Source organism: Actinomadura logoneensis (genome assembly GCF_003428695.1).
GTDB classification, from domain to species: Bacteria; Actinomycetota; Actinomycetes; order Streptosporangiales; family Streptosporangiaceae; genus Spirillospora; species Spirillospora logoneensis.
Genome location: NZ_QURH01000326.1, coordinates 1 through 21,435 on the forward strand (window position 1 = coordinate 1; position 21,435 = coordinate 21,435).

The 21,435-nt window shown below is 70.7% G+C and carries 17 protein-coding genes, 1 tRNA gene and 1 pseudogene; 9 read left to right on the forward strand and 10 right to left on the reverse strand.

What is annotated here, in order from left to right; translation table 11 throughout:
• Positions 1 to 42: 42 nt before the first annotated feature.
• Positions 43 to 687 carry a nucleotide exchange factor GrpE gene (gene grpE / locus DZF91_RS20680; RefSeq protein WP_117359105.1) on the reverse strand — a complete coding sequence of 215 codons (645 nt, stop codon included), beginning with the start codon at positions 685 to 687 and terminating at the stop codon, positions 43 to 45.
• Positions 684 to 2,540: a molecular chaperone DnaK gene (dnaK, locus tag DZF91_RS20685; RefSeq protein ID WP_117359106.1), complete on the reverse strand. Its 1,857-nt coding sequence runs from the start codon at positions 2,538 to 2,540 to the stop codon at positions 684 to 686. The genes grpE and dnaK overlap by 4 nt, the downstream gene beginning before the upstream one ends.
• Before the next feature lie 181 nt (positions 2,541 to 2,721).
• Here dnaK and DZF91_RS20690 point away from each other — a divergent pair, with 181 nt between their 5' ends.
• Together DZF91_RS20690 and DZF91_RS20695 are read left to right on the forward strand one after the other, a co-directional pair.
• Complete coding sequence (locus DZF91_RS20690) at positions 2,722 to 3,315, forward strand: RNA polymerase sigma factor (protein ID WP_117359107.1); 594 nt, start codon at positions 2,722 to 2,724, stop codon at positions 3,313 to 3,315.
• 2 nt (positions 3,316 to 3,317) lie between these two features.
• Entirely contained in the window at positions 3,318 to 4,580 is a 1,263-nt protein-coding gene (locus tag DZF91_RS20695; protein WP_117359108.1) for a CU044_5270 family protein, read from the forward strand.
• A 75-nt stretch (positions 4,581 to 4,655) separates the two neighbouring features.
• Here DZF91_RS20695 and DZF91_RS42170 read toward each other — a convergent pair.
• Positions 4,656 to 4,766: pseudogene (locus DZF91_RS42170) on the reverse strand (ATP-binding cassette domain-containing protein); the annotation flags it as partial.
• A 97-nt stretch (positions 4,767 to 4,863) separates the two neighbouring features.
• Between DZF91_RS42170 and DZF91_RS20705 the strand changes: the two are divergent.
• Together DZF91_RS20705 and DZF91_RS20710 are read left to right on the forward strand one after the other, a co-directional pair.
• Positions 4,864 to 5,427, forward strand: a complete 564-nt coding sequence (locus DZF91_RS20705) for an RNA polymerase sigma factor (RefSeq protein ID WP_117359109.1) — start codon at positions 4,864 to 4,866, stop codon at positions 5,425 to 5,427.
• A gap of 1 nt (position 5,428) precedes the next feature.
• On the forward strand, positions 5,429 to 6,535 hold the full coding sequence (locus DZF91_RS20710; RefSeq protein ID WP_117359110.1) for a hypothetical protein: 1,107 nt from the start codon (positions 5,429 to 5,431) through the stop codon (positions 6,533 to 6,535).
• Here DZF91_RS20710 and DZF91_RS20715 read toward each other — a convergent pair.
• Positions 6,511 to 8,016, reverse strand: coding sequence for a 3-hydroxyacyl-CoA dehydrogenase (locus DZF91_RS20715; protein WP_117359111.1), 1,506 nt, complete (start codon positions 8,014 to 8,016; stop codon positions 6,511 to 6,513). The two genes, DZF91_RS20710 and DZF91_RS20715, sit on opposite strands and share 25 nt — an antisense overlap.
• A gap of 169 nt (positions 8,017 to 8,185) precedes the next feature.
• On the opposite strand from DZF91_RS20715, the gene DZF91_RS20720 reads away from it, so the two are divergent.
• Positions 8,186 to 9,397 (forward strand): acetyl-CoA C-acetyltransferase, encoded by a 1,212-nt coding sequence (locus DZF91_RS20720; RefSeq protein WP_117359112.1) that lies wholly within the window; start codon positions 8,186 to 8,188, stop codon positions 9,395 to 9,397.
• A gap of 204 nt (positions 9,398 to 9,601) precedes the next feature.
• On the opposite strand, the gene DZF91_RS20725 is transcribed toward DZF91_RS20720, so the two are convergent.
• Complete coding sequence (locus tag DZF91_RS20725; protein ID WP_117359113.1) at positions 9,602 to 10,192, reverse strand: TIGR03086 family metal-binding protein; 591 nt, start codon at positions 10,190 to 10,192, stop codon at positions 9,602 to 9,604.
• A gap of 260 nt (positions 10,193 to 10,452) precedes the next feature.
• Between DZF91_RS20725 and DZF91_RS20730 the strand changes: the two genes are divergently transcribed.
• Both DZF91_RS20730 and DZF91_RS20735 read left to right on the forward strand, forming a co-directional pair.
• Positions 10,453 to 12,588: a (Fe-S)-binding protein gene (locus DZF91_RS20730; protein ID WP_235834442.1), complete on the forward strand. Its 2,136-nt coding sequence runs from the start codon at positions 10,453 to 10,455 to the stop codon at positions 12,586 to 12,588.
• Between the two features lie 287 nt (positions 12,589 to 12,875).
• Positions 12,876 to 13,631: a ZIP family metal transporter gene (locus DZF91_RS20735; protein ID WP_117359114.1), complete on the forward strand. Its 756-nt coding sequence runs from the start codon at positions 12,876 to 12,878 to the stop codon at positions 13,629 to 13,631.
• A 183-nt stretch (positions 13,632 to 13,814) separates the two neighbouring features.
• Here the strand turns inward: DZF91_RS20735 and DZF91_RS42175 are convergent, their stop codons facing one another.
• The 3 genes from DZF91_RS42175 to dcd all read right to left on the reverse strand — a co-directional run bounded on the left by DZF91_RS42175 (position 13,815) and on the right by dcd (position 17,756).
• Positions 13,815 to 15,581: an ABC transporter permease/substrate binding protein gene (locus DZF91_RS42175; protein WP_117359115.1), complete on the reverse strand. Its 1,767-nt coding sequence runs from the start codon at positions 15,579 to 15,581 to the stop codon at positions 13,815 to 13,817.
• Entirely contained in the window at positions 15,574 to 16,809 is a 1,236-nt protein-coding gene (locus DZF91_RS20745) for a quaternary amine ABC transporter ATP-binding protein (protein ID WP_117359116.1), read from the reverse strand. The genes DZF91_RS42175 and DZF91_RS20745 overlap by 8 nt, the downstream gene beginning before the upstream one ends.
• Positions 16,810 to 17,180: 371 nt before the next feature.
• A complete protein-coding gene (dcd, locus tag DZF91_RS20750; RefSeq protein WP_158587990.1) occupies positions 17,181 to 17,756 on the reverse strand; it encodes a dCTP deaminase in 576 nt (191 codons plus the stop codon).
• 111 nt (positions 17,757 to 17,867) lie between these two features.
• Between dcd and DZF91_RS20755 the strand changes: the two genes are divergently transcribed.
• Positions 17,868 to 17,941 (forward strand) — tRNA-Gly (locus tag DZF91_RS20755).
• Positions 17,942 to 18,331: 390 nt separating this feature from the next.
• Here the strand turns inward: DZF91_RS20755 and DZF91_RS39920 are convergent.
• The gene (locus DZF91_RS39920) at positions 18,332 to 18,760 is read right to left on the reverse strand and encodes a DUF3592 domain-containing protein (protein WP_235834444.1); all 429 of its coding nucleotides are present in this window, start codon (positions 18,758 to 18,760) and stop codon (positions 18,332 to 18,334) included.
• A gap of 777 nt (positions 18,761 to 19,537) precedes the next feature.
• Here DZF91_RS39920 and DZF91_RS20770 point away from each other — a divergent pair.
• The gene (locus DZF91_RS20770; RefSeq protein ID WP_199486763.1) at positions 19,538 to 19,804 is read left to right on the forward strand and encodes a hypothetical protein; all 267 of its coding nucleotides are present in this window, start codon (positions 19,538 to 19,540) and stop codon (positions 19,802 to 19,804) included.
• A gap of 620 nt (positions 19,805 to 20,424) precedes the next feature.
• Here the strand turns inward: DZF91_RS20770 and DZF91_RS20775 are convergent.
• Entirely contained in the window at positions 20,425 to 20,829 is a 405-nt protein-coding gene (locus DZF91_RS20775; RefSeq protein WP_147341234.1) for a hypothetical protein, read from the reverse strand.
• Between the last annotated feature and the right edge of the window lie 606 nt (positions 20,830 to 21,435).

Genomic DNA, 21,435 nt, shown 5'->3' on the forward strand with positions numbered 1-21,435 from the left:
GCCGTCGCCGCCGTCCGGGCTCGCCGCCCGGAGCGGCGGCGGTTACTCGGGCCGCTCGTCGTCGGCCTGGCCGCCGGCCGCGTCACCGTCGGCGTCGCCGTCCTGCGGCTCGGCGACCGCGACCCGCGCGGGCCGCAGCACGCGCTCGCCGATCCGGTACCCCGGCTGCAGGACGTCGGCGACGCTGGTCTCGGTGACCTCCGCCGAGTAGGCGTGCATCAGCGCCTCGTGCACCGTCGGGTCGAACGGCTCGCCCTTCTCCCCGAAGCGTTCGAGGCCGAGCTTGCCGGTCACCCCCTCCAGCGCGTCGGCGACCGACTTGAACCCGCCGGTCAGCTCGTTGTGGTCACGGGCCCGGCCGATGTCGTCCAGCACCGGCAGCAGCTCGGCGAGCACGCTCGCGAGCGCCTGCTCGCGGACCGCGACGCGGTCGCGCTCGACGCGCCGGCGGTAGTTGTCGTACTCGGCCTTGAGCCGCTGCAGGTCGGCGGTGCGCTCGGCCAGTTGTTCCTTGAACGCGGCGGCCTCGCCGTTCTCCGGCCCGGCGGCGGGCGCCCCCTGGGCGGCCCCGGGGGCCGGGGCGGACTTCTCGTCCCCCCCGGCGTCCCGGACCTGTCCCGTGTCGGGGTCGATGCGCCGCCGGTCGCGGATCACCGGGCCGTCGTGCTCCTCACGGGGTGAGGTCACTTGGCGTCACCCTTCGGCTTGTCCTCGTCCACGATCTCGGCGTCGACGACCTCGTCGTCCTGCGGCTGCCCGGCGTCCGCGCCGGCCTGCTCGCCGCCCGGCTGGGCCGCGCCCTCCGGGTTCTGGGCGTACATCGCGGCGCCCATCTTCTGGCTGGTCTGCGCGAGCTTGTCGGCCGCGGACTTGATCGCCTCGACGTCGGTGCCCTCCAGGGCCTTCTTGACGTCGGCGACGCCGGCCTCGACCTCGGTCTTCAGCTCGGCCGGGACCTTCTCGCCGTTCTCCCGCAGGAACTTCTCGGTCGAGTACGCGAGGGTGTCGGCCTGGTTGCGGACCTCGGCCTCCTCCTTGCGCCGGCGGTCCTCCTCGGCGTACTGCTCGGCCTCCTGCATCATGCGGTTGATGTCGTCCTTCGGCAGCGCCGAGCCGCCGGTGATGACCATCGACTGCTCCTTGCCGGTGCCGAGGTCCTTCGCGGAGACGTTCACGATGCCGTTCGCGTCGATGTCGAAGGTGACCTCGATCTGCGGGACGCCGCGCGGCGCCGGGGGCAGGCCGGTCAGCTGGAAGGTGCCGAGCTTCTTGTTGTACGCCGCGATCTCGCGCTCGCCCTGGTAGACCTGGATCTCCACGGACGGCTGGTTGTCGTCGGCCGTGGTGAAGGTCTCCGAGCGCTTGGTCGGGATCGTGGTGTTGCGCTCGATGATCTTGGTGAAGATGCCGCCCTTGGTCTCGATGCCGAGCGACAGCGGGGTGACGTCCAGCAGCAGGACGTCCTTGACCTCGCCCTTGAGGACGCCGGCCTGGAGCGACGCGCCGATGGCGACGACCTCGTCCGGGTTCACGCCCTTGTTGGGCTCCTTGCCGCCGGTCAGCTCCTTCACCATCTCGCTGACCGCGGGCATACGGGTCGAGCCGCCGACCATGACGACCTGGTTGATGTCGCCGACGGTGATGCCCGCGTCCTTCAGCACCTGCTGGAACGGCGCCTTGGTGCGCTCGAGCAGGTCGCTGGTGAGGCGCTGGAACTCGCCGCGGGTGAGCTTCTCGTCCAGGTGCAGCGGGCCCTCCGCCGAGGCGGTGATGTAGGGCAGGTTGATCTGCGTCTCGGACGAGCTGGACAGCTCGATCTTGGCCTTCTCGGCGGCCTCGCGGAGCCGCTGCAGCGCCATCTTGTCCTTGGACAGGTCGACGCCGTTGGCGTTCTTGAACCGCTCGACCAGCCACTCGACGACCTTGTTGTCCCAGTCGTCGCCGCCGAGGTGGTTGTCGCCGGAGGTCGCCTTGACCTCGACGACGCCGTCGCCGACCTCGAGCAGGGACACGTCGAAGGTGCCGCCACCGAGGTCGAAGACCAGGATGGTGGCCTCGTTCTCCTTCTCCAGGTGGTAGGCCAGCGCAGCCGAGGTCGGCTCGTTGATGATGCGCAGGACGTTCAGGCCCGCGATCTGGCCGGCCTCCTTGGTGGCCTGGCGCTGGTGGTCGGAGAAGTAGGCGGGCACGGTGATGACCGCGTCGGTCACCGGCTCGCCGAGGTAGGACTCGGCGTCCCGCTTGAGCTTCTGGAGCACGAACGCCGAGATCTGCTGCGGCGTGAACTCCTTGTCGTCGATCTTCTGCTTCCAGTCGGTGCCCATCTCGCGCTTGACCGACCGGATGGTGCGATCAACGTTGGTGACGGCCTGCCGCTTGGCCACCTCACCGACGAGGACCTCGCCGTTCTTGGCGAAGGCGACGACGGACGGCGTGGTCCGCGACCCCTCCGCGTTGGCGATGACCGTGGGCTCGCCGCCCTCCAGAATCGCGACGACCGAGTTGGTCGTCCCGAGGTCGATGCCGACCGCACGTCCCATGTCTCGTCCTCCGTTGATCTAGCTAACCGTTCGCCGTCGCGGGGGCCGCGGGGCCCTCGTGTCCGGCGCGAGTCTTCCGCTGTCTGTCAGGGTGCCGCTCCCGGGATCTCTTGTCAAATGACCTGAGCCGAGGAGACTCAACTTTGCTGACGTCTCTTCTAACAGGACGTCTGAGCCGCCTATTCCCGTTCCCCGGTCCCCGGCTTCTCAGGGTCGAACCCTCCTCAAGGAGGAGGACTCCCCCTGCCCCGGGAGGAACCGCCGACCGCTCCGGTTCACGGCCGTCTACGACCGCCACTACACCGCGGTCTACCGGTACGTCTCGGGGCGGCTCGGCGGGCAGGCCGCCGACGACGTCGCCGCCGAGACGTTCCTGGCCGCGTTCCGCCGCCGCGCCGACTTCGATCCGGGACGCGGCGTGCTGCGCGCCTGGCTGTTCGGCATCGCCACCCGGCTCGTCGCCCAGCACCGACGCGCCGAGGAGCGGCACTACCGGGCGCTCGCCCGCGTCGGCGTCGACCCTCCGCACGGCGGGGACGAGGACAGGATCGACGCCGTCGTGGACGCGAGCGCCGTCCGGCCCCGGCTCGCCGCCGCCCTGCGCGGGCTCTCCGCCAAGGAGCGCGACGTCGTCCTGCTGGTCGCCCTCGCCGGGCTCAGCCACCAGGAGGTCGCCGACGCCCTCGGCATCCCGTTCGGGACGGTCGGCTCCCGCCTCAACCGGGCCCGCGGAAAGCTGCGCGACGCCCTCTCCACCGCATCGGAAGGACACTGACCGTGGACGAACTCGAAGCCCTCACCGCGCTCGCGGCGAATCCCGCCCCCCAGACGGTCGCGTCCGGACGGGCCCGGCTCGAGGCCGAGGCACGGCGCGCCGCGGGCGCACCGGCGCGGCTCTCCGGACGCCGCCGCTTCCTCCCGCCCCGCGCGACCCTGTTCACCGGCTTCGGGCTGACGCTCGCGGGCGCGGCGGCGGTCGCGGTCCTGACGTCGGGAACGGCGACGCCCCGGGCCCCCGGCGGACCCGGCGCGCCCGGCGGCACCGACGGCTCCTTCCTGGAGGTCGCGGCCAAGGCGGACCTGCTGCCGAGCGGACGCTACTGGTACTCCGACGAGATCCAGGGGCAGTCGTACATGCAGCGCCCGAAGTCCGGCCCGTACGCGATCATCGGCGCGCACAGCGAGACGTACCAGTACGTGGGCGCCCAGCGGAAGGACGGCTCCGGCTTCTGGGGACGCGACCTGCCGAGCCGTCCTGCGTCGGCCGGGGACGCGGCGGCGTGGCGGCGCGCCGGGTCGCCGTCGTCCTTCCGCGTCTGGTCGAACGACCACCACTGGACCTACACCACCAAGGCCACCGCCTGGGAGGACGACCCGGCAGGACGCGGCATGGGCGGGCGGTTCCCCGGCCTCGGCCCGGACCGCAAGTCCGCCACGACCGGGAAGAAGTCCATGACCGTCGAGGGCTTCGCCGCGCTGCCGACCGACCCGGCCGCGCTCGCCGAGCTCCTCTTTCCGAAGATGACCGGGTTCGACGCCCTCGACCCTCTCGGCGCGAACCGGATGCCGAAGGAGGAGATGCTCCGGCTGAAGCAGAACCCCGGCTCGATCCCGCCGCGCGACATGACCCCTCGGGAGAAGATCTCCGCCGGGGGCACCGCGCTGAAGGACATGCCGCTGCCGCCGAAGGTCCGCTCGGGGCTGATGCGGGCACTCGCGGCCCAGCCCGGCGTCCACACGGTGAAGAACGTGCGCGACCCCCTCGGCCGTGAGGGCGTCGCCTTGGTGGCCGACCCCGTGACGCGCACGGTGACCGGCGAGTACGGCACCCCGAAGGTCGAGCAGGGCACCTACAGCGAGCAGGAGGAACTGGTCTTCGACCCGAAGACCGGCGCGCTTCTGTCCCAGCAGAACGTCCTGGCGCGTCCGGGCGGACCGTACGCCGCGCGGAAGCCGGGCGCCGTGCTCTCCTACTGGATCGTCCGGTCGGGCGGCTGGACGGACGCCGAGCCCACGCCTCCCGCCAAGCTGCCCTTCTGATCCTGTCGTTTCCGTTCCACCGCACCCCGCGTCCCTGTGGCGCGGGGTGCCGCCTTTTCCCAGGCGAATAGGACGCGCGGGGACGGCGACGAGCGCGCGGGCGACGGCGACGCGCTGCTGCTGGCCGCCGGACAGCTCCGCGGGCCGGTGCCGCGCCCGGTCGGCGAGACGGACGGCCGACAGCGCCGCGCGGACGGCGGGCGAGAAAATCCGAAAATCCACCGAAGGGAGCGGTTCGGCGAACGGAGTACTTGTGACACCGACCGGAAGGGGACCCCTCTCAATGACCGCCCCACCCCTGGTGGACGACGCGGCGCTCGTCGCGGCGTCCCGTGACGATCCGGAGCGGTTCACCGGCGTCTACGACCGGCACTTCGCCGCGGTCCGCCGCTACGTCGCGGCCCGGCTCGGCCCCGAGGCCGCCGACGACGTCGCCGCCGAGACGTTCCTGGCCGCGTTCCGCCGCCGCGCCGAGTTCGACCCGGGACGCGGCGTGGTGCGCGCCTGGCTGTTCGGCATCGCGACCCGCCTGGTCGGGGAGCACCGCCGGGTCGAGGAGCGCCGCTACCGGACCCTCGCCCGGCTCGGCCCGGGGCGTCCCGAGGACGGCCCGGAGGAGCGGGTCGCCGACGCGTTCGACGCCCGGCTCGCCCAGCCCCGGCTGGCCGCGGCGCTGCGCACGCTGTCCCGGAAGGAGCGGGACGTGCTGCTCCTCGCCGCCTTCACCGACCTGGCCCGCGATGACATCGCCGCCGCCCTCGGCATCCCGGTCGGCACGGTCGACTCACGCCTCAACCGCGCGCGGGGACGGCTCCGCGCGGCCCTCTCCCCGACGAAAGGCACCTGACGTGGACGAACTCGGAATGATCGTGTCCCTGCTGGACGAGGAGCCCTCCGCGCACGGCGAGCGGGACGGCCGCCGCAGGCTGGTCGCCGCGACCGCGGCCGCGACGGCCGCCGGGACGGACGCCTCTCGCGATCGGCGGCGACGCGCGTCGATCCGCCCGCGCTTCGCGCTGTTCGGTTCGCGCTTCGCGCTGTTCGGCGGGTTCGGCCTGGCGGGAGCGGCGGCGGCCGTCGCGGGCGCGGTGCTGCTGTCGTCCGGGACGACGCCCCGCGCGCCCGACCCGTCCGGCTCGGCCGGTTCCCGGCTGATGCTGGCCGCGGCGGAGAGCGCCGAGCGCCAGCCCGTCCGGTCGCACGGCCGCTACTGGGCGGTGATGGAGCAGAGGGGCGGACGGCTCGCCGAGGCGGGCAAGGAGTACGACTTCGTGCGGCAGACGGGCAGCTACGACGCCGGGCCGGGCAAACAGGCCTGGTACACCTCGCGCATGGTGTCCAAGCGGTATCTCCGGCCCACCGGGATGAAGGGCGCGCGCTCCGCGCATCTCGACTCCTTCGCATGGTCGAAGACGCTGCTCGCGCCGGGCTCCCTCTTCCAGACGCCCGTCGCCGCCACCTCGCGGCCGGGCTCCGCGCCGCCCCAGGTCGATCTGCGGACCCTCCCGTCCGGCGCCGCCGCGCTGCGGTCCGCCCTGGTCCGGCTGATCCCGGAGGACTGGGGGAACGCGAAGGTGAACACGACGTCCTGGCTGTTCACCAACGCCAAGCTGATCCTCTCCGGCCCTGTCGGCCCGGGCACGCGCGGAGCGGTGTACCGGCTGCTGGCCCAGGACCCCAGCCTGAAGTCGCTCGGCACGGTCAAGGACGCCCTCGGCCGGACCGGGACGGCGTTCGCCCTGCGCGCGGACGCCGACCCCACCGGCCGGGACTTCCAGGGACAGATCATCATCGACACCCGCACCGGGAGGCTGCTCGCCACGCAGGACGTCCTCCTCAGGCCCCGGGGGGTCTGGGCGGACCGCAAGGCCGGCGACATCGTGAACTACGACGCCGTCCTCTCCTACGGCTGGACGGACGGGGTGCCGGACTACCCGTCGCCGAAGACGTCCTGAGGGGTGGTCCCGGGGTCGGTGAGCGGGAGGCCGAGGGCGGCGCGGTCGGTCAGCCAGCGGCTCGCGCGGTAGCGCGGGTCGCCGGTGCGCTCGTGGAGTTTGCGCAGGTCGGACGCCACGGACGCGGCGCCCCAGCGGTCGCCCAGGGCCAGCGGCCCGAGCGGGTAGCCGAGCCCGAGCCGGACGGCGGTGTCGATGTCGTCCGGGGTGGCCAGGCCGCGCTGCGCGATCTCGCAGGACACGTTGACGATCGAGGCGCGCAGCCGGCGCGCGACCGACACCGGCGCGTCGGCGACGACCGTCACCGGACGGCCCGTCGCCGCCAGCGCCGCGAGCGCGCCGCGCGCCGCGTCCGGGTCCGCGCCCGGGTGGACGGCCAGCACGATCCGCTTCTCGAACCCGCCCGTCGGATCGACGCTGAGCGTCCGCGACGCGTCCCGGCCCGCGTTCACGGGCTCGCAGTCGCCGGGGACGTCCAGCAGCACGCCGGACATGCTCAACTCGACCCCGGCCTCCCGCAGCAGGTCGCGCAGCAGCGCGCTGCCCTTCACCCACACCGCGGCCGGCGGGACGCTCGGCACGGCCTCGCCGGGCTCCCGCTTCTCGCCGTCCTCGTACCGGTACCAGCCCTCGCCGGACTTCCGGCCGAACAGCCCCGCGTCGTACCGCGCGCGCGTGAGGTACGACGGCCGCAGCCGCTCGTCGTAGTGGAACCCCTCCCAGATCGTCTCCAGGACGGGATGCGAGACGTCCAGGCCGGTGAGGTCCATCAGCTCGAACGGGCCCATCTTCAGGCCGAGGAGATCGCGCGCGATGCGGTCCACGTCCACGGGACGGGCCGTCCCCTCGGCGACGATCTGCAGCGCCTCGGTGGACAGGCCGCGTCCGGCGTGGTTGACCAGGAAGCCGGGGGTGTCGGGCGCGCGGACGGGCGTGTGCCCGAGCCGCCGCACCAGCCGGGTCAGCGCGTCCGGGATCCACGCGGCCGTGCGCGCACCGGGGATCACCTCGGCGAGCCTCATCAGCGGCACCGGGTTGAAGAAGTGCAGTCCCGCGAGCCGGGACGGGTCCGCCATGCCCGCCGCGATCCGGGTGACCGACAGCGAGCTGGTGTTGGTGGCGAGGACGGTCGTCGCGGGACACGCCTTCTCCAGCCCCTGGAACAGCGCCTGCTTGGTCGGCAGGTCCTCCCGGACGGCCTCGACGACCAGGTCGAGCCGGTCGGCGGGGGCGAGCGGGTCGTCCAGCGGGACGAGCCGGGACGTCGCCGCCGCCGCGTCGTCCGCGGACATCCGGCCCTTCGCGACCAGCCGGTCGAACATCCCGCCCACGTACCGGACGGCCTCGCCCACGGCCTCGGGCCGCGCGTCGGCGAGCTCGACCGTCAGCCCGGCCGCCGCCGCCACCTGCGCGATCCCGCGTCCCATGATCCCGGTGCCGACCACCCGGACCGTCGTCGCCCGCTCCGCCCAGTGCTCCACCCGCGGCCTCCTCGGCTCGTTCTAGAACGAAACTCTAGACTCCGTCGGACGGAACGCCCTCCGCCGCTCCGCCCGTACGCCGCATACCCTGCCAAGAGCCCGCCGCGTTCGTCTCGTCTCCCCGCCGTCCACCCGCGTCCGCCCAGCTCGAGCGTCCGAGGAGCCCCCCATGCGCGAAGTCGTGATCTGCGAACCCCTGCGGACCCCGATCGGCCGATTCGGCGGCGCCCTGCGGGCCGTCGCCCCGGCCGACCTCGCCGCCACCGTGATCCGCGCGCTGCTCGACCGCGCCGCGCTGCCCGGCGACGCGGTGGACGAGGTGATCCTCGGCTGGTGCAACCCCAACGCCGACGCCCCCGCCATCGGACGCCTCGCCGCCCTCGACGCGGGCCTGCCGATCACCGTCGGGGGCAGCCAGGTGGACCGGCGCTGCGGGTCCGGCCTCCAGGCCGTCCTGGACGCGGCGATGCAGATCCAGACGGGCGTCGCGGACGTCGTCATCGCGGGCGGCGTCGAGTCCATGAGCAACGCGCCGTTCTATACGACGTCCGCGCGGTGGGGAGTGCGCACGCCGTCCCTCGAACTGCACGACGCCCTCGCCCGCGGCCGGACGACCGCGGGCGGCGTGAACCACCCCGTCCCGGGCGGGATGCTGGAGACCGCCGAGAACCTGCGCCGGCAGTACAGGATCGGCCGGGAGGAGCAGGACGAGCTGGCCGCCCGCTCCCACCGGCGCGCCGTCGCCGCGCAACGCGAGGGCCGGTTCGCCGACGAGATCGTCCCGGTGACGATCCCCTCCCGCAAGGGCGACACCGTCGTGGACACCGACGAGCACCCCCGGCCCGACACGACCGTCGAGAGCCTGGCCCGGCTCCGGCCCGTCCTGGGCGGGTCCGACCCCGAGGCCACGGTCACGGCGGGGAACGCCTCCGGCCAGAACGACGCCGCCGCCGCGTGCGTCGTCACGACTCCGGAGCGGGCCGCCGACCTCGGCCTGCGCCCGCTCGTCCGGCTCGTCTCGTGGGGCCGCGCGGGCGTCCCGCCGAGGACGATGGGCATCGGGCCCGTCCCGGCGACGGCCAAGGCCCTGGAGCGCGCGGGCCTCACCCTCGCCGACCTCGACCTGATCGAGCTCAACGAGGCGTTCGCGGCGCAGGTCCTGGCCGTCACCCGCGAGTGGGGCTTCGGGAACGCCGACTGGGAGCGCACCAACGTCAACGGCTCCGGCATCTCCCTCGGCCACCCGGTCGGCGCGACCGGCGCCCGCATCCTCGCCACGCTCGCCCGCGAGATGCACCGCCGCGACGCCCGCTACGGCCTGGAGACCATGTGCATCGGCGGCGGCCAGGGCCTCGCCGCCATCTTCGAACGCGTCGCCTGACCGCCTTCGGAGCCGCCATCCCATGAGAAACACGCCCCCGAGGCGCACCCAGCGCACCTCGGGGGCGGTCACTCCTGGGAGTGAACCGCGATCAAGAGCGCCCGCGGCCCGCCCCCCGCCTCACGGCCGGACCGCGACCGGCTTGCGCCGCGACTGGCTCGCGGCCCGGCCCCGCCCGCCTCACGGGGCGGCGGTGAGTTCGGCTTACGGGGTCCAGGAGGGGTTGCGGCCGCTTCGGGCGACGAGGCGGTCCAGGGCCGGGGCGTCGTCGGGGACCGGGACGGGCGGGCCGAAGGCGGCGTCCGGCGGGCGGGGGCCGTCCTCCTGGCCTGGCAGCGACGCGAACAGGGCGAGGCAGATCTCGGCCTCCTCGGCCGGGACGTCGTAGGACTGCCCGGTGGCGCGGGCGAGGTCCCAGCCGTGCAGGACCAGCTCGTCCAGCGCGACGCGGGCCAGGACGGGAGCGGGCAGCGTGACCCCGCCCGCCTCGCCCATGCCCTCCCACGCGGACGGCTCGCGCCACGCCTCGACCAGGTCCTTGAGCTGCCGGTCGATGCGCTCGCGCCAGTCGGCCGGGAGGTTGGCGGCGTCCGGGCGGGGCGGCCGGGACCCCGTCTCCCGCGTCTTGCGCGCCACCTCGCCGAAGGCGCGGGTCAGGCCGTTCACATGGTCGAGCAGGGCGGCGACGGACAGGTCCGCGCACGGGGTGGGCGCTTCCAGCCCGTCGCCGGGGATGCCGGCGAGCACGCCGGCGAGGCGGTGTGCGGCGGGCTCGAAGTCGAACTCGACGGCCATCTGGTCTCCTCTTCTCACAGTGCTTCACCGGGACGGACCGTCCGGCCGCCCGGAACTCATCGGCCGTCGTCCCGGAGACCCGAGACGCGAGGGCGGCGGCCGGGAACCGGCGGCGTTCCGGCTGGTGACGGTGCGTGGCCGAGCGGACCGCTTCCTCGCGTAAGCTACTGCCGAGTAGTATTCGGGACCCGGATGAAGTGCGGTATGTCGCGAGCCCTTACGCTGACAGCCAACGGCCCGTACCCAGGAGGACGGAACAAGTGCTCTACGCCACGACGTTGATAATCGGCCTCGTCGGCACGGCGGTCGCCTTGGCGCTCGCCGGCCGCCGGGTGCTGTTCCTGTGGAACTGGTTCAAGAGCGGGCAGCCCGACCCCGACCGCGTCCTGACGGTCAAGCGGGACAAGAAGGGCGACGTCGAAGGACAGGTCGTCGAGGTCATGGGGCAGCGCAAGCTGCTCAAGTGGACCGTGGCGGGAGCCGCGCACGCGGCGGTCATGTGGGCCTTCATCCTGCTGATCACCGTCTACCTGGAGGCGGGCGTCGCCCTGCTGTTCGGGCTGGACAAGCACATCCCCGGCCTGCAGACCTGGGGCCCGATCGGGTTCGTCCAGGACACGATCGCCCTCGCCTGCGCCATCGGCCTGGCCGTGTTCGCGTTCATCCGGATGAAGAACTCCCCGGCCAAGCTGGACCGCAAGTCCCGGTTCAAGGGCTCGCACACCGGCGGCGCGTGGCTGATCCTGGTGATGATCTTCAACGTCATCTGGACGATGTTCTTCTTCCGCGGCGTCGAGTGGGCCAACGGCAACCTCGCCTACGGCAGGGGCGCGTACTTCTCCTACGCGGTCGGCCAGCTGTTCAAGGGCATGTCGCACAGCACCCTGGACGTCCTGGAGGCCGTCGGCCTGCTGCTGCACATCGGCGTCGCGCTGGTCTTCCTGGTGATCGTCGTCAACAGCAAGCACCTGCACATCTTCATCGCGCCGCTGAACGTCATGTTCAAGCGCCGCCCGGACGGCCTGGGCGCCGTCCAGCCGATGATGAGCAAGGGCAAGCCGCTCGACTTCGAGGAGGCCGACCCCGACGAGGACACCTTCGGCCGCGGCAAGATCGAGGACTTCACCTGGAAGGGCTACCTCGACATGGCGACCTGCACCGAGTGCGGTCGCTGCCAGTCGCAGTGCCCGGCCTGGAACACCGGCAAGCCGCTGTCGCCGAAGATGGTCATCCTCGACCTGCGGGACCACGCCTTCGCCAAGGCCCCCTACATGCTCGCCTCCGAGGAGGAGCGCGAGAAGTTCACCGACGAGCAGAAGCTCGCCATGCAGGTGGACAAGGAGCTGGTCGGCGAGAACGGCGTCATCCACCCGGACGTCCTGTGGTCCTGCACCAACTGCGGCGCGTGCGTCGAGCAGTGCCCGGTGGACATCGAGCACATCGACCACATCCTGGACATGCGCCGGTTCCAGGTCATGATCGAGTCCTCGTTCCCGAGCGAGGCGGGCGTCATGCTCAAGAACCTCGAGAACAAGGGCAACCCCTGGGGCATGTCCGAGATGAAGCGCCTCGAGTGGATCGAGGAGCTGGACTTCGAGGTCGAGGTCGTCGAGGACAAGATGCCCGAGGACACCGAGTACCTCTTCTGGGTCGGCTGCGCCGGCGCCCTGGAGGACCGGGCCAAGAAGACCACCAAGGCCGTCGCGGAACTGCTGCACATCGCGGGCGTCAAGTTCGCCGTGCTCGGCCCGGCGGAGGCGTGCACCGGTGACCCGGCGCGCCGCCTGGGCATGGAGTTCGTCTTCCAGATGCTCGGCCAGCAGAACGTCGAGACGCTGAACGAGGCGGGCGTCAAGAAGATCGTCGCGACCTGCCCGCACTGCTTCAACACCCTCGCCAACGAGTACCCGCAGATCGGCGGGAACTACGAGGTGGTCCACCACACCCAGCTGCTCGCGCACCTGGTCGAGGAGGGCAGGCTCACCCCGGTCACGCCGATCGAGGAGAAGATCACCTACCACGACCCCTGCTTCCTGGGCCGGCACAACAAGGTCTACAAGCAGCCGCGCGACATCATGGCGACCGTCCCCGGCGTCCAGACGCAGGAGATGCACCGGCACAAGGACCGCGGCTTCTGCTGCGGCGCCGGCGGCGCGCGGATGTGGATGGAGGAGCGGATCGGCAAGCGCATCAACACCGAGCGCGTGGACGAGGCCCTCACCACCGACCCGGACACCGTCTCCACCGCCTGCCCGTTCTGCCTGGTGATGCTGGGCGACGCGATCAACGAGAAGAAGAACGCGGGCGAGGCCAAGGAGACGCTGGAGGTCGTGGACGTCTCCCAGCTGCTCATCCGCTCCGTCAAGGGCGAGCCGGTGGCCGCCGCCACCGAGTGACGGCCCCCGCGGCCTGACGCCTCAGCGGCCTTCTGACGGCCCCGATCCGGATTTCCTCCCGGATCGGGGCCGTTCGCCGTTTCTGGTGGGGCCTGGACGGACTCTTGGGAAATGTTCTTCGGTGTCCGGGGCCGCGTCCTAGGGTGGGAGGAGTCGCCCGTATCGGCCCGTCCGCGCCTCGGGCCGATACGGACGGCCGGCGGGTCAAGAGAATCCGGAGAGTTCATGGGGGCCGGGGGACGCGGGCTCCGCCCCGGCCGTCCCACCCTCCTGATAGGACCGGACCCATGGCGATCGTGATGGCGCTGGCGTCCCTGCTGATGACCCTGCTCGGCGGGATCGTCGCCATGCGGGTCCGGGACCGGCGCCACCTCGTCCTCGGCCTGGCGGGCGGGCTGATCCTCGGCGTCGCCGCTTTCGACCTCGTCCCCGAGTCGCTGCGGCTGACCGACCTGCAGGTCCTGCGGGTGGACGCGCCGATGGTCGGCTTCGCCGTCGGGTTCGTGGTGCTGCACGTGATCGAGCAGCTCTCGGCGATCCACCAGGCCCACGAGGGCGAGTACGCCCCCCACGAGCACCCCCACGGCCACGGGCACCCCGGCCGGGGCGGGCGCGTCGGCATCCTCGCCGCGTGCGCGCTGGTCGGGCACAGCATGGTGGACGGCCTGAGCATCGGCCTCGGCTACCAGTCGGGCGGGGACGTCGGCCTCTTCGTCGCCCTGGCGGTGATCGCGCACGACTTCGCGGACGGCTTCAACACCTTCACCGCCGCGTCCCTGCACCGCGCCGACCGGCGGCCGGCGATCATCCTGCTCGGCCTGGACGCGATCGCGCCGGTCGTGGGCGCCGCGCTGACGCTGCTGGTGAGCGTCCCCAAGTCCGTCCTCGGCATCTACCTGGGGTTCTTCGCCGGGATCCTGCTGTACCTGGCGGCGGGGGAGATCCTGCCGGAGGCGCACAGCCGCCACCCTCGCGTCCTCACGCTGTGCGCGACGGGCTTCGGCCTGGTCGCGGTCATGGGCATCATGGCGCTCGGAGAGTAGACCGGCGGCCCGCCCGCGAAACGCCAGGCCGTTCGACGGGCCGCCCGCGAAACGCCGAGCAGGGCCGTTCGCCGGTCCGCCCGCGCAACGCCGGGCCGTCCGGTGGTCCGCGAACGGCGAGCGGGGCCGTCCCCGGGAAGGGAACGGCCCCGCTCGACTAGGTTCCGCGAGGCGGCGAGAGGGTCAGGAACCGATCTTGGACATGAAGTCCGGGTTCTGCTTCAGCCACTCGTCCACGGCCTGCTGCTCACGGCCCTTGTACTTGTTCATGACCAGGTCCTCCAGCGGGAACAGCTGCTGGTCGGCCATCTTGAACTTCTTCAGCCAGCCGGAGACCTCGGGGAAGTCGCCCGTGAAGCCCTTGCGGGCCAGCATGTACGACTTCTCCGCATTGCCGAAGGAGCCCTTCGGGTCGGTCAGCGGCTTGATCGGGAACTTGCTGTACGCCCAGTGCGGCTTCCACAGCGTGACCACGATCGGCGTCTTGGAGGCGGACGCGCGGGTCAGCTCCGCCAGCATCGCCGGGGTGCTGCTCTGCACGAGCGAGAACTTGCCGTCCAGCCCGTACTGCGGCATCACCTTCGACTTGACGATCTTCATCTCGCCCGCGCTGGGCTCGATGCCGACGATCCGGTTCTTGTACCGCCCCGGGTTGTTCGCGATGTCGGCGACCGAGTTCGCCGGGTCGTCCTTCAGGACGGCCAGCTGCATCGACGCGTCGTCGTACCAGGCCCCGAGGTTCTCGAGCTTGTCCTTGTACCGGTTGTAGTAGTCGGCGTGCGTAGCGGGCAGCCAGGAGTCGAGGAACAGGTCCACGTTCCCGTTGGAGAGGCCCGCGTAGAGCGGACCGGCGTCCACCTGCTCGAGCTTGACCTTGTAGCCCTTGCTCTCCAGGACGCGCTTCCACAGGTGGCTGATCGCCACGTCCTCGTCCCAGGGGATGTAGCCGATCGTGATCGTCTTCCCCTTGGCGCCGCCCTCCGAGCCGGTCCCGGTGACGCCGAGGCCGGTCGCGAGCAGCACCAGCACCAGCAGGCCGGACAGCGCGAACGCCGGACGCGGGCGGTAGTGCAGGACCATGTCCCAGCCGCGGGTGTGCGCGCCGGACCGGGCGCGCCGCGTGACCGGGTTCAGCCGCTCGCCGAGGGCGCCGGTCAGCCGGTCCAGCGTGATCGCCAGCACGACGACCGCGAGACCGGCGTTCACGCCGCCGGAGATGTCCAGCTGGGTGATCGCGCCGAACACCTCGGTGCCGAGGCCCTGCGCGCCGACCATGCCGGAGATGACCACCATGGAGAGCGCCAGCATGATCACCTGGTTCACGCCGGCCATGATCGTGCCGAGCGCGAGCGGCAGCTGGACGCGCAGCAGCGTCCGCGCGGGCGGGGTGCCGAACGCGTCGGCCGCCTCGACCATCTCCTTGTCCACCTGGCCGATGCCCAGCTGGGTGAGCCGGACGCCGGGCGGCAGCGAGAAGATCATCGTCGCGATGATGCCCGGCACCTGCCCGATGCCGAAGAAGAACACCGCGGGCAGCAGGTACACGAACGCGGGCATCGTCTGCATGAAGTCCAGCACCGGCCGGACGACCGCGGAGAAGCGGGGGCTGCGCGCCGCGAGGATGCCGACCGGGATGCCGACCAGCAGCGCCGCGGCCGACGACACCAGCACCTGCGCGAGCGTCGACATCGCCGCTTCCCACTCGCCCAGGTTGTCGATCAGCATCATGCCGACGAAGCTCAGCAGGGCGGCCAGCGGCCCACGCAGCCAGAGCCCGACCATCGCCACGACCAGCGCGAACGCGACGGCGGGCGGCGCCTGCAGGGCGCGCTCCAGGTGGTCGACGAACCCGCCGATCACCACGTTGACGGCGTGGAAGACGGGCTCGCCGTGCTCGGTCAGCCAGCCGACGGCATGATCGGCCCAGTCGCCGACGGGGAGCTTACGCACCGGCCAGCACCCCCTCCTCGTCCTCGACGACGATGCGGTGCTCGCCGGTGTTGCTCGCCTGGCCCAGCGCGGCCAGCAGCGTCACCCGCGGGATCACGCCGAGCAGCCGTCCCGCGCCGTCGCAGACGGGCAGCGGCAGGGCGCTCTCGGCGGACGCGCTGAACAGCTCGGCGATCGGGGTGTCCGGCGAGACGGGCTCCAGCCCGCCCTCGACCAGCTCGTCCAGCGTGGTCGCGCCGTCCCGGACGGCCTTGGCCGTCCGCTCGGCGTACACGGCGCCCATCAGCTTGCGGTCGCGGCCCACCACGAACGCGCCGGCCACCTGGGCCTCGCGCATCGCCCGGACGGCCGCCCGCGGCCCGGCGGCCGGGTTCACCACGGCGACCGGCTTCTCCATGACGGAGCTCGCGGTCAGCACCCTGGTACGGTCCACATCCGCGACGAACTGCGCCACATAGTCGTTCGCCGGGTCCATCAGAATCTCCTCGGCGGTACCGATCTGCATGATCCGGCCGCCCCGCATCATGGCGATGCGGTCGCCGAGGCGCATGGCCTCGTTGAGGTCGTGAGTGATGAACACAATGGTCTTGCCGAGCTCGTTCTGAAGCTCCAGCAGCAGTTCCTGCATCTCCCGCCTAATGAGCGGGTCGAGGGCGCTGAACGCCTCGTCCATCAGCAGGATGTCGGTGTCGGACGTCAGCGCCCGGGCGATACCCACACGCTGCTGCATACCACCGGACAACTCATGCGGGAACTTGTCCTCCCAACCGCCGAGTCCGACGGTCTCCAGGAACTCACCCGCCTTCTTGAGCCGTTCCCTCTTCGGGACGCCCTGGACTTCGAGGGCGTACGCGGCGTTCTCCAGAACGGTCCGGTGAGGGAAGAGGGCGAAGTGCTGGAACACCATGCTGACCTTGCTCTGCCGGGCCTCGCGCAGCTCCTTGGCGGAGAGTTGCGTGAGGTCGGTGCCGTCGATCAGCACCGCGCCCGAGGTGGGCTCCAGCAGGCCGTTCAGCATCCTGATCAGCGTGGACTTGCCCGATCCGGACAGGCCCATCACCACGAAGATCTCACCCTCGTGGACGTCGAAGGTGCAGTCGACGACCGCGGGCGTGACGCCCAGGTCGCGCACCTCGTCCGGTGACGCACCGGCCTTCAGCCGGCGCGTCGCCTCGGCGGCCTTGCGGCCGAAGACCTTGTAGACGCTTTCCGCGCGGAGTGTGGACACGTTCTCCTCTCTCGTTCCCGCGGGCGTCCGGTTGGGGTCGGATGCCGAGGCCCGAGTCCAGGGCACCGCGCTGGGGTGAACCCGGTGCGGAACCCTGAGCGAGGGCCGGGGAACTGGTCTCGAGTTGCGCTTGTCCGTGCTTTGCGCTTTTGCGGGACTCTCCCTGCACGGCACCGTCAATCGGGATCCGGCTTCGCTGTCACGCGATGCGGCTGTCAACCAATCGATGGTGCTATGCGTCGTTTGAATTTACCGGCACATCGAGAAAGTTTCACCTTCAAGTGACCTCGGTCACAATTGCGCCGGATGAGGTTTGAAAAGCAAAAAGGCCGCCTACGTGCGCGCGTAGACGGCCTTCCGGAGTGCTTCGGTCAGAGCTTCGTAATGTGGAAGTTCACATAGGACCGCGACGGCGTCGGCCCCCGCTGGTCCTGGTACCGCGACCCGTACCGCTCCGACCCGTAGGGGTACTCCGCCGGCGAGCTCGTCCGGAACAGGCACATCTGGCCGATCTTCATCCCCGGCCACAGCTTGATCGGCAGCGTCGCCACGTTCGACAGCTCCAGCGTCACGTGCCCGCTGAACCCGGGGTCGATCCACCCCGCCGTCGAGTGCGTCAGCAGCCCGAGCCGTCCCAGCGACGACTTCCCCTCCAGCCGCGCGGCCAAGTCGTCCGGCAGCGCGAACACCTCGTACGTCGAGGCCAGCACGAACTCCCCGGGATGCAGCACGAACGCCTCGTCCGGCTCCACCTCGACGAGCCGCGTCAGGTCCGGCTGCTCCTCGGCCGGGTCGATGTGCGGGTACTTGTGGTTCTCGAACACCCGGAAGTACCGGTCCAGTCGCACGTCCACACTGGACGGCTGAACCATCTCGGGCTGGAACGGATCGATCCGCACCCGCCCGGACTCGATCTCTGACCTGATATCGCCATCGGAAAGCAGCACGTCAGCAAGGTACCGCCTCCCCGTGCCCCCCGACGCGCGAGCAACCGACATGCAAGCACCCCCGCGCGTCCGGTAGCATGTCCCCGTTCGCCCACACCACAGGCGAACCACGCGGGTGTAGTTCAATGGTAGAACTTCAGCTTCCCAAGCTGACAGCGCGGGTTCGATTCCCGTCACCCGCTCCACACAAAGGCCCAGGCCAGGGACAAGATCCCAAGCCTGGGCCTTCGCCGTTCCAGGGCACCGAGCGCCACGGGCGATGAGCGGGCGATTAGGCCACGGTGACGAGCACCACGAGCCCCTTCCTGGGGTGTAGGCGGTCCGAGTTCAACGACGCGTCCGCCGACATGTTGGACGATGACACAGGCTTCCGTCGCGTGACCCCGGCCGAGACCATGCGTGCCCTGCCCGATATGAAGAGCTGACACGCTTACCGAATGAGCGCCCGATCGCTCAACTCCTTGCCCGGCGTTGAACTCGGCGACCCCGCCCGGAAGCCCGGCCAGCGAATAGATCCGCATTGTTGCGATGCGATCGTCTTCCGCTAGCGCTCGAGACCGTACCACCTGGCAACGTCAGATGGCCTCTTCCTGGCGCCATCGTTTCCATGCGACTAGTCCGCAGATCAGGCCGACTACGGAACACCCAAATGTGCCCAGGATCCCGAAGATGTCGCCTGCCTTCTCGGCCTGTGCCGTCTCGGGATATTCCGGATCGTAGCGAACAGTTACGGAGTCGCCGAGGCGCAAAGACTGTCGGTAATCCGTGCCCTTGGACAATGAGGTCTTCACACGTTGACCGGCAGAGGTGGTGAATTCGATGTCAACCCCTTTGCTCCCGCGGTCTCTGACGACCGTTGCTTGGGCGCGCGCACCCCGGTCGGGCAACCACCAATGATTGTAAGCAAAGGCTGCAGCAATGAAGAATAGGACCAGGGCTCCTATCAGCGGACGAACCCAGCTGAATTCGGATTCGGAGGCTGGCCGACGGTCAGCAGCAGGCATGGCCACAGTCGTGATCGTAGCCCTGGATACGTCACTCCGGAAGTGACGACGGCTGTTCTGCCACGGCCTCGGCCAAGGCGCACTGAAGCGGGTGCCGACGCCCTTGGAGGCAGTTTTTGACCTGGGACGGCCTGGCAAGCCCCGGGCCATTGCCGAATTTGCCTGTTTGAGATCAAGGGGCGGCGGCGCTCGCGCCGTTGGCGCGGCCCGCCACCGGCGCGGTCGGAGCGTGCGGCGTTGGCGCCGGTCACCGGCCCCGCGCGCCCGGCCGCGCATCGGCGACCGCGCATCGGCGACGCACCCGCTGGCTTCCCGACGAACGGTCGTTGCGGGGTCGCGCCCTGCCTCACCGCGGGCTACGGTCCGCTCGTGGACAGTTGGAGTGAAGGGCATCAAGCCGTTGACCTTGAGGGGGGCACTGGCTGGCCGTCCAGGTTATGCGAGAGCATCTCGCGCGCACGGGCCGCAAACTCGATCAGTAAGCGAGCTCGAACCAGGGGGCTGCGCCGCCCCTGGGCCCCCGCGAGCCGGAGCACTCGTTCGCGCGATTCTCTTGGCACGAAGTGACCACCGTTCGTGCGAATGAACACCCCGGTACGTTGCTGCGCCCGTGGCGAGTTGCTGGTCCGTGTCGGTCGCCAGGCCGTCACCGTGGTATCTCATCGGGCCGGGGGGCGTGGAGTTCAGTGCGAAGGTGAAGGTCGGCGGCCGGGGAGCTGTGGGCCCGGGAGGTTCGCTGCTGGAAATGCCGCCGGTTCGCGACAGTTGCGATACGTTGTGGCGATAGAGCACTCCGAGGATGCATCGTTGAATCACGCGCAAGCTGCTGATATTCCGCAGCAGGAGGCAGCCGATCGTCTGGGCATCGGCATCGCTCGCGTTGGCCTGCTGATAGCGAACGGCCATCTGGAGCCAGTGAAGGTTCCTGTCGGAGGTCCGTTCGTGACCACTGCGAGTGTCGAAGCTGAGAGAGCCTGGCGGGACAACGCGCGGCGTCCCGCAAAGTTGGGGCGCGTGCTCAAAGACATCGTCAGGTGGTTTTGAGGCGGCCGGAGAGCAAGTTGGCCCATGGCATCGCGCCAGGTCAGTGTTGACTGCCGCGCCATTAGCGTGCCATTAGGCAGGGCGATCCTGGGGTGGTAACGGTCACCTGCGGTACAGCGGAAAGCCAGGTCAGCGGGTGCGACAGGTGTGATCGTGACTATTCCCAAGCTGACAGCGCGGGTTCGATTCCCGTCACCCGCTCCACACCGAGATCAACGATCTTGAACGCCTGACGTTACGGGACAGCCTTTAGGGTGCTGCCGAATTGGGCCTTTTAGTATCAAGGGGCGGCGGCGCTCAGGCCACTGCGCGGCCCTGCGCCAGCCGCCCGGCGCGTGCGGCGTGGGCGCCGGTCACCGGACGGCGCGCCGGGCCGCGCATCGCGACGCGTCCGCCAGCCCGCCCCAGCCGCCCGCCACGGGGGCCGCGCCACCGCCCCAGGGGTCGGCATTCAGTGGCCAAGCGTGCGCTACTGGGGAGCCCCTTGGTTCTCCAGACCCCTCCTGGAGCCAAAGCACCCATTCGCGCGCCGAGCTTCTGCGTATCGTCTCGCCGTTCGCGCGAATGAGCACTTCGGAGCGATGCGCGGTTGTGTGGCAGGATGGCGCCACCCCACCATGTCAGAGGGGTTTCAGCGTCACGTCGACCTCAGTAGCGAACTGGGGATGGTTGCGGACGATCGTCACGTGCACGGTTCCCGCATTGACCGGCACGACGACGCCAAGTTCTTCCTCGCGCGTCAGGTCACCGATGACCAAGGCGCCGCTCGCCACTTGCAGAGGTCCGGCGAACACCGGAGTTGACGGAATGCGCGAGCCGTCCCGGCGTACGCGCACCTCCACGAGATCGTCGACGAAGCAAGCCGCACCGACGATCACGAAGGTACGACCGCCGACGAAGCCACTGACGCAGTCGTCGGGATCGAAGTACTTCTGGGACTCCGAGTCGGTCACGTGCAGCAAGCCGGCTTCCAGGCCACCCCGAAACCGTGCGATGACTCCTGGATCAGCGTTCGCGCTCGCCATCGGCGAAGCGTAGCGCGAGGCAATCGCGGACGGTCGGCCCAGGTAGTACGCGGTGGGCCGTCCGTTCGCCGCATCGGGGAGGGGTTACTTCTCCTCTTGGGTCCTCCTCATCCTGCCGAGAGGCAGGTTCACGCCGTGCCCGTTGCGTGCCCGTTTGCAGGGTGATCGATGGAGACTGACGGTCGTTCGCGGGGAGATCGACGGGTCTTCCGAGGTCGGGGGATCGTGGTCAGCGATCACGTGCGTGATCGGCTTAGCAAGCCGGGTGTCGTGCAGCGCCGCAGGGCACATCCAGGGCACATCCAGGGCACATCCAGGGCACATGACCGCACAAGGAAGCGCGAGATGCCGAGAATCGTCGACTGGTCAGCCGCAGGTCAGCGCAGATATCGGGCGTTCCGTCGCAGGTCAGCTTGATCGGCGAGAGCTACAAGTTCGAGCCATGAGCCTCTCTCCAGGAATCTAGGCGGTCGGCACCCGCGCGGCGCCCTCCGCGGTCCTGTCCCGCCGTGCATGCGGGGACTTCGGGTGGAGTTGCCGGGGAGGGCCAGGCGATGAGTAGCGAGGGGCATCTGTGCAGGTCGGCAGGAGGCCGGGCGGGCTACT

What these genes read in the sequence shown, in the direction of transcription:
- DZF91_RS20775 (WP_147341234.1), bottom strand. Translation starts at nt 20,829, where the DNA reads ATGGCGAGCGCGAACGCTGATCCAGGAGTCATCGCACGGTTTCGGGGT.
- DZF91_RS39920 (WP_235834444.1), bottom strand. Translation starts at nt 18,760, where the DNA reads ATGCCTGCTGCTGACCGTCGGCCAGCCTCCGAATCCGAATTCAGCTGG.
- dnaK (WP_117359106.1), bottom strand. Translation starts at nt 2,540, where the DNA reads ATGGGACGTGCGGTCGGCATCGACCTCGGGACGACCAACTCGGTCGTC.
- DZF91_RS20725 (WP_117359113.1), bottom strand. Translation starts at nt 10,192, where the DNA reads ATGGCCGTCGAGTTCGACTTCGAGCCCGCCGCACACCGCCTCGCCGGC.
- DZF91_RS20735 (WP_117359114.1), top strand. Translation starts at nt 12,876, where the DNA reads ATGGCGATCGTGATGGCGCTGGCGTCCCTGCTGATGACCCTGCTCGGC.
- DZF91_RS20720 (WP_117359112.1), top strand. Translation starts at nt 8,186, where the DNA reads ATGCGCGAAGTCGTGATCTGCGAACCCCTGCGGACCCCGATCGGCCGA.
- DZF91_RS20705 (WP_117359109.1), top strand. Translation starts at nt 4,864, where the DNA reads ATGACCGCCCCACCCCTGGTGGACGACGCGGCGCTCGTCGCGGCGTCC.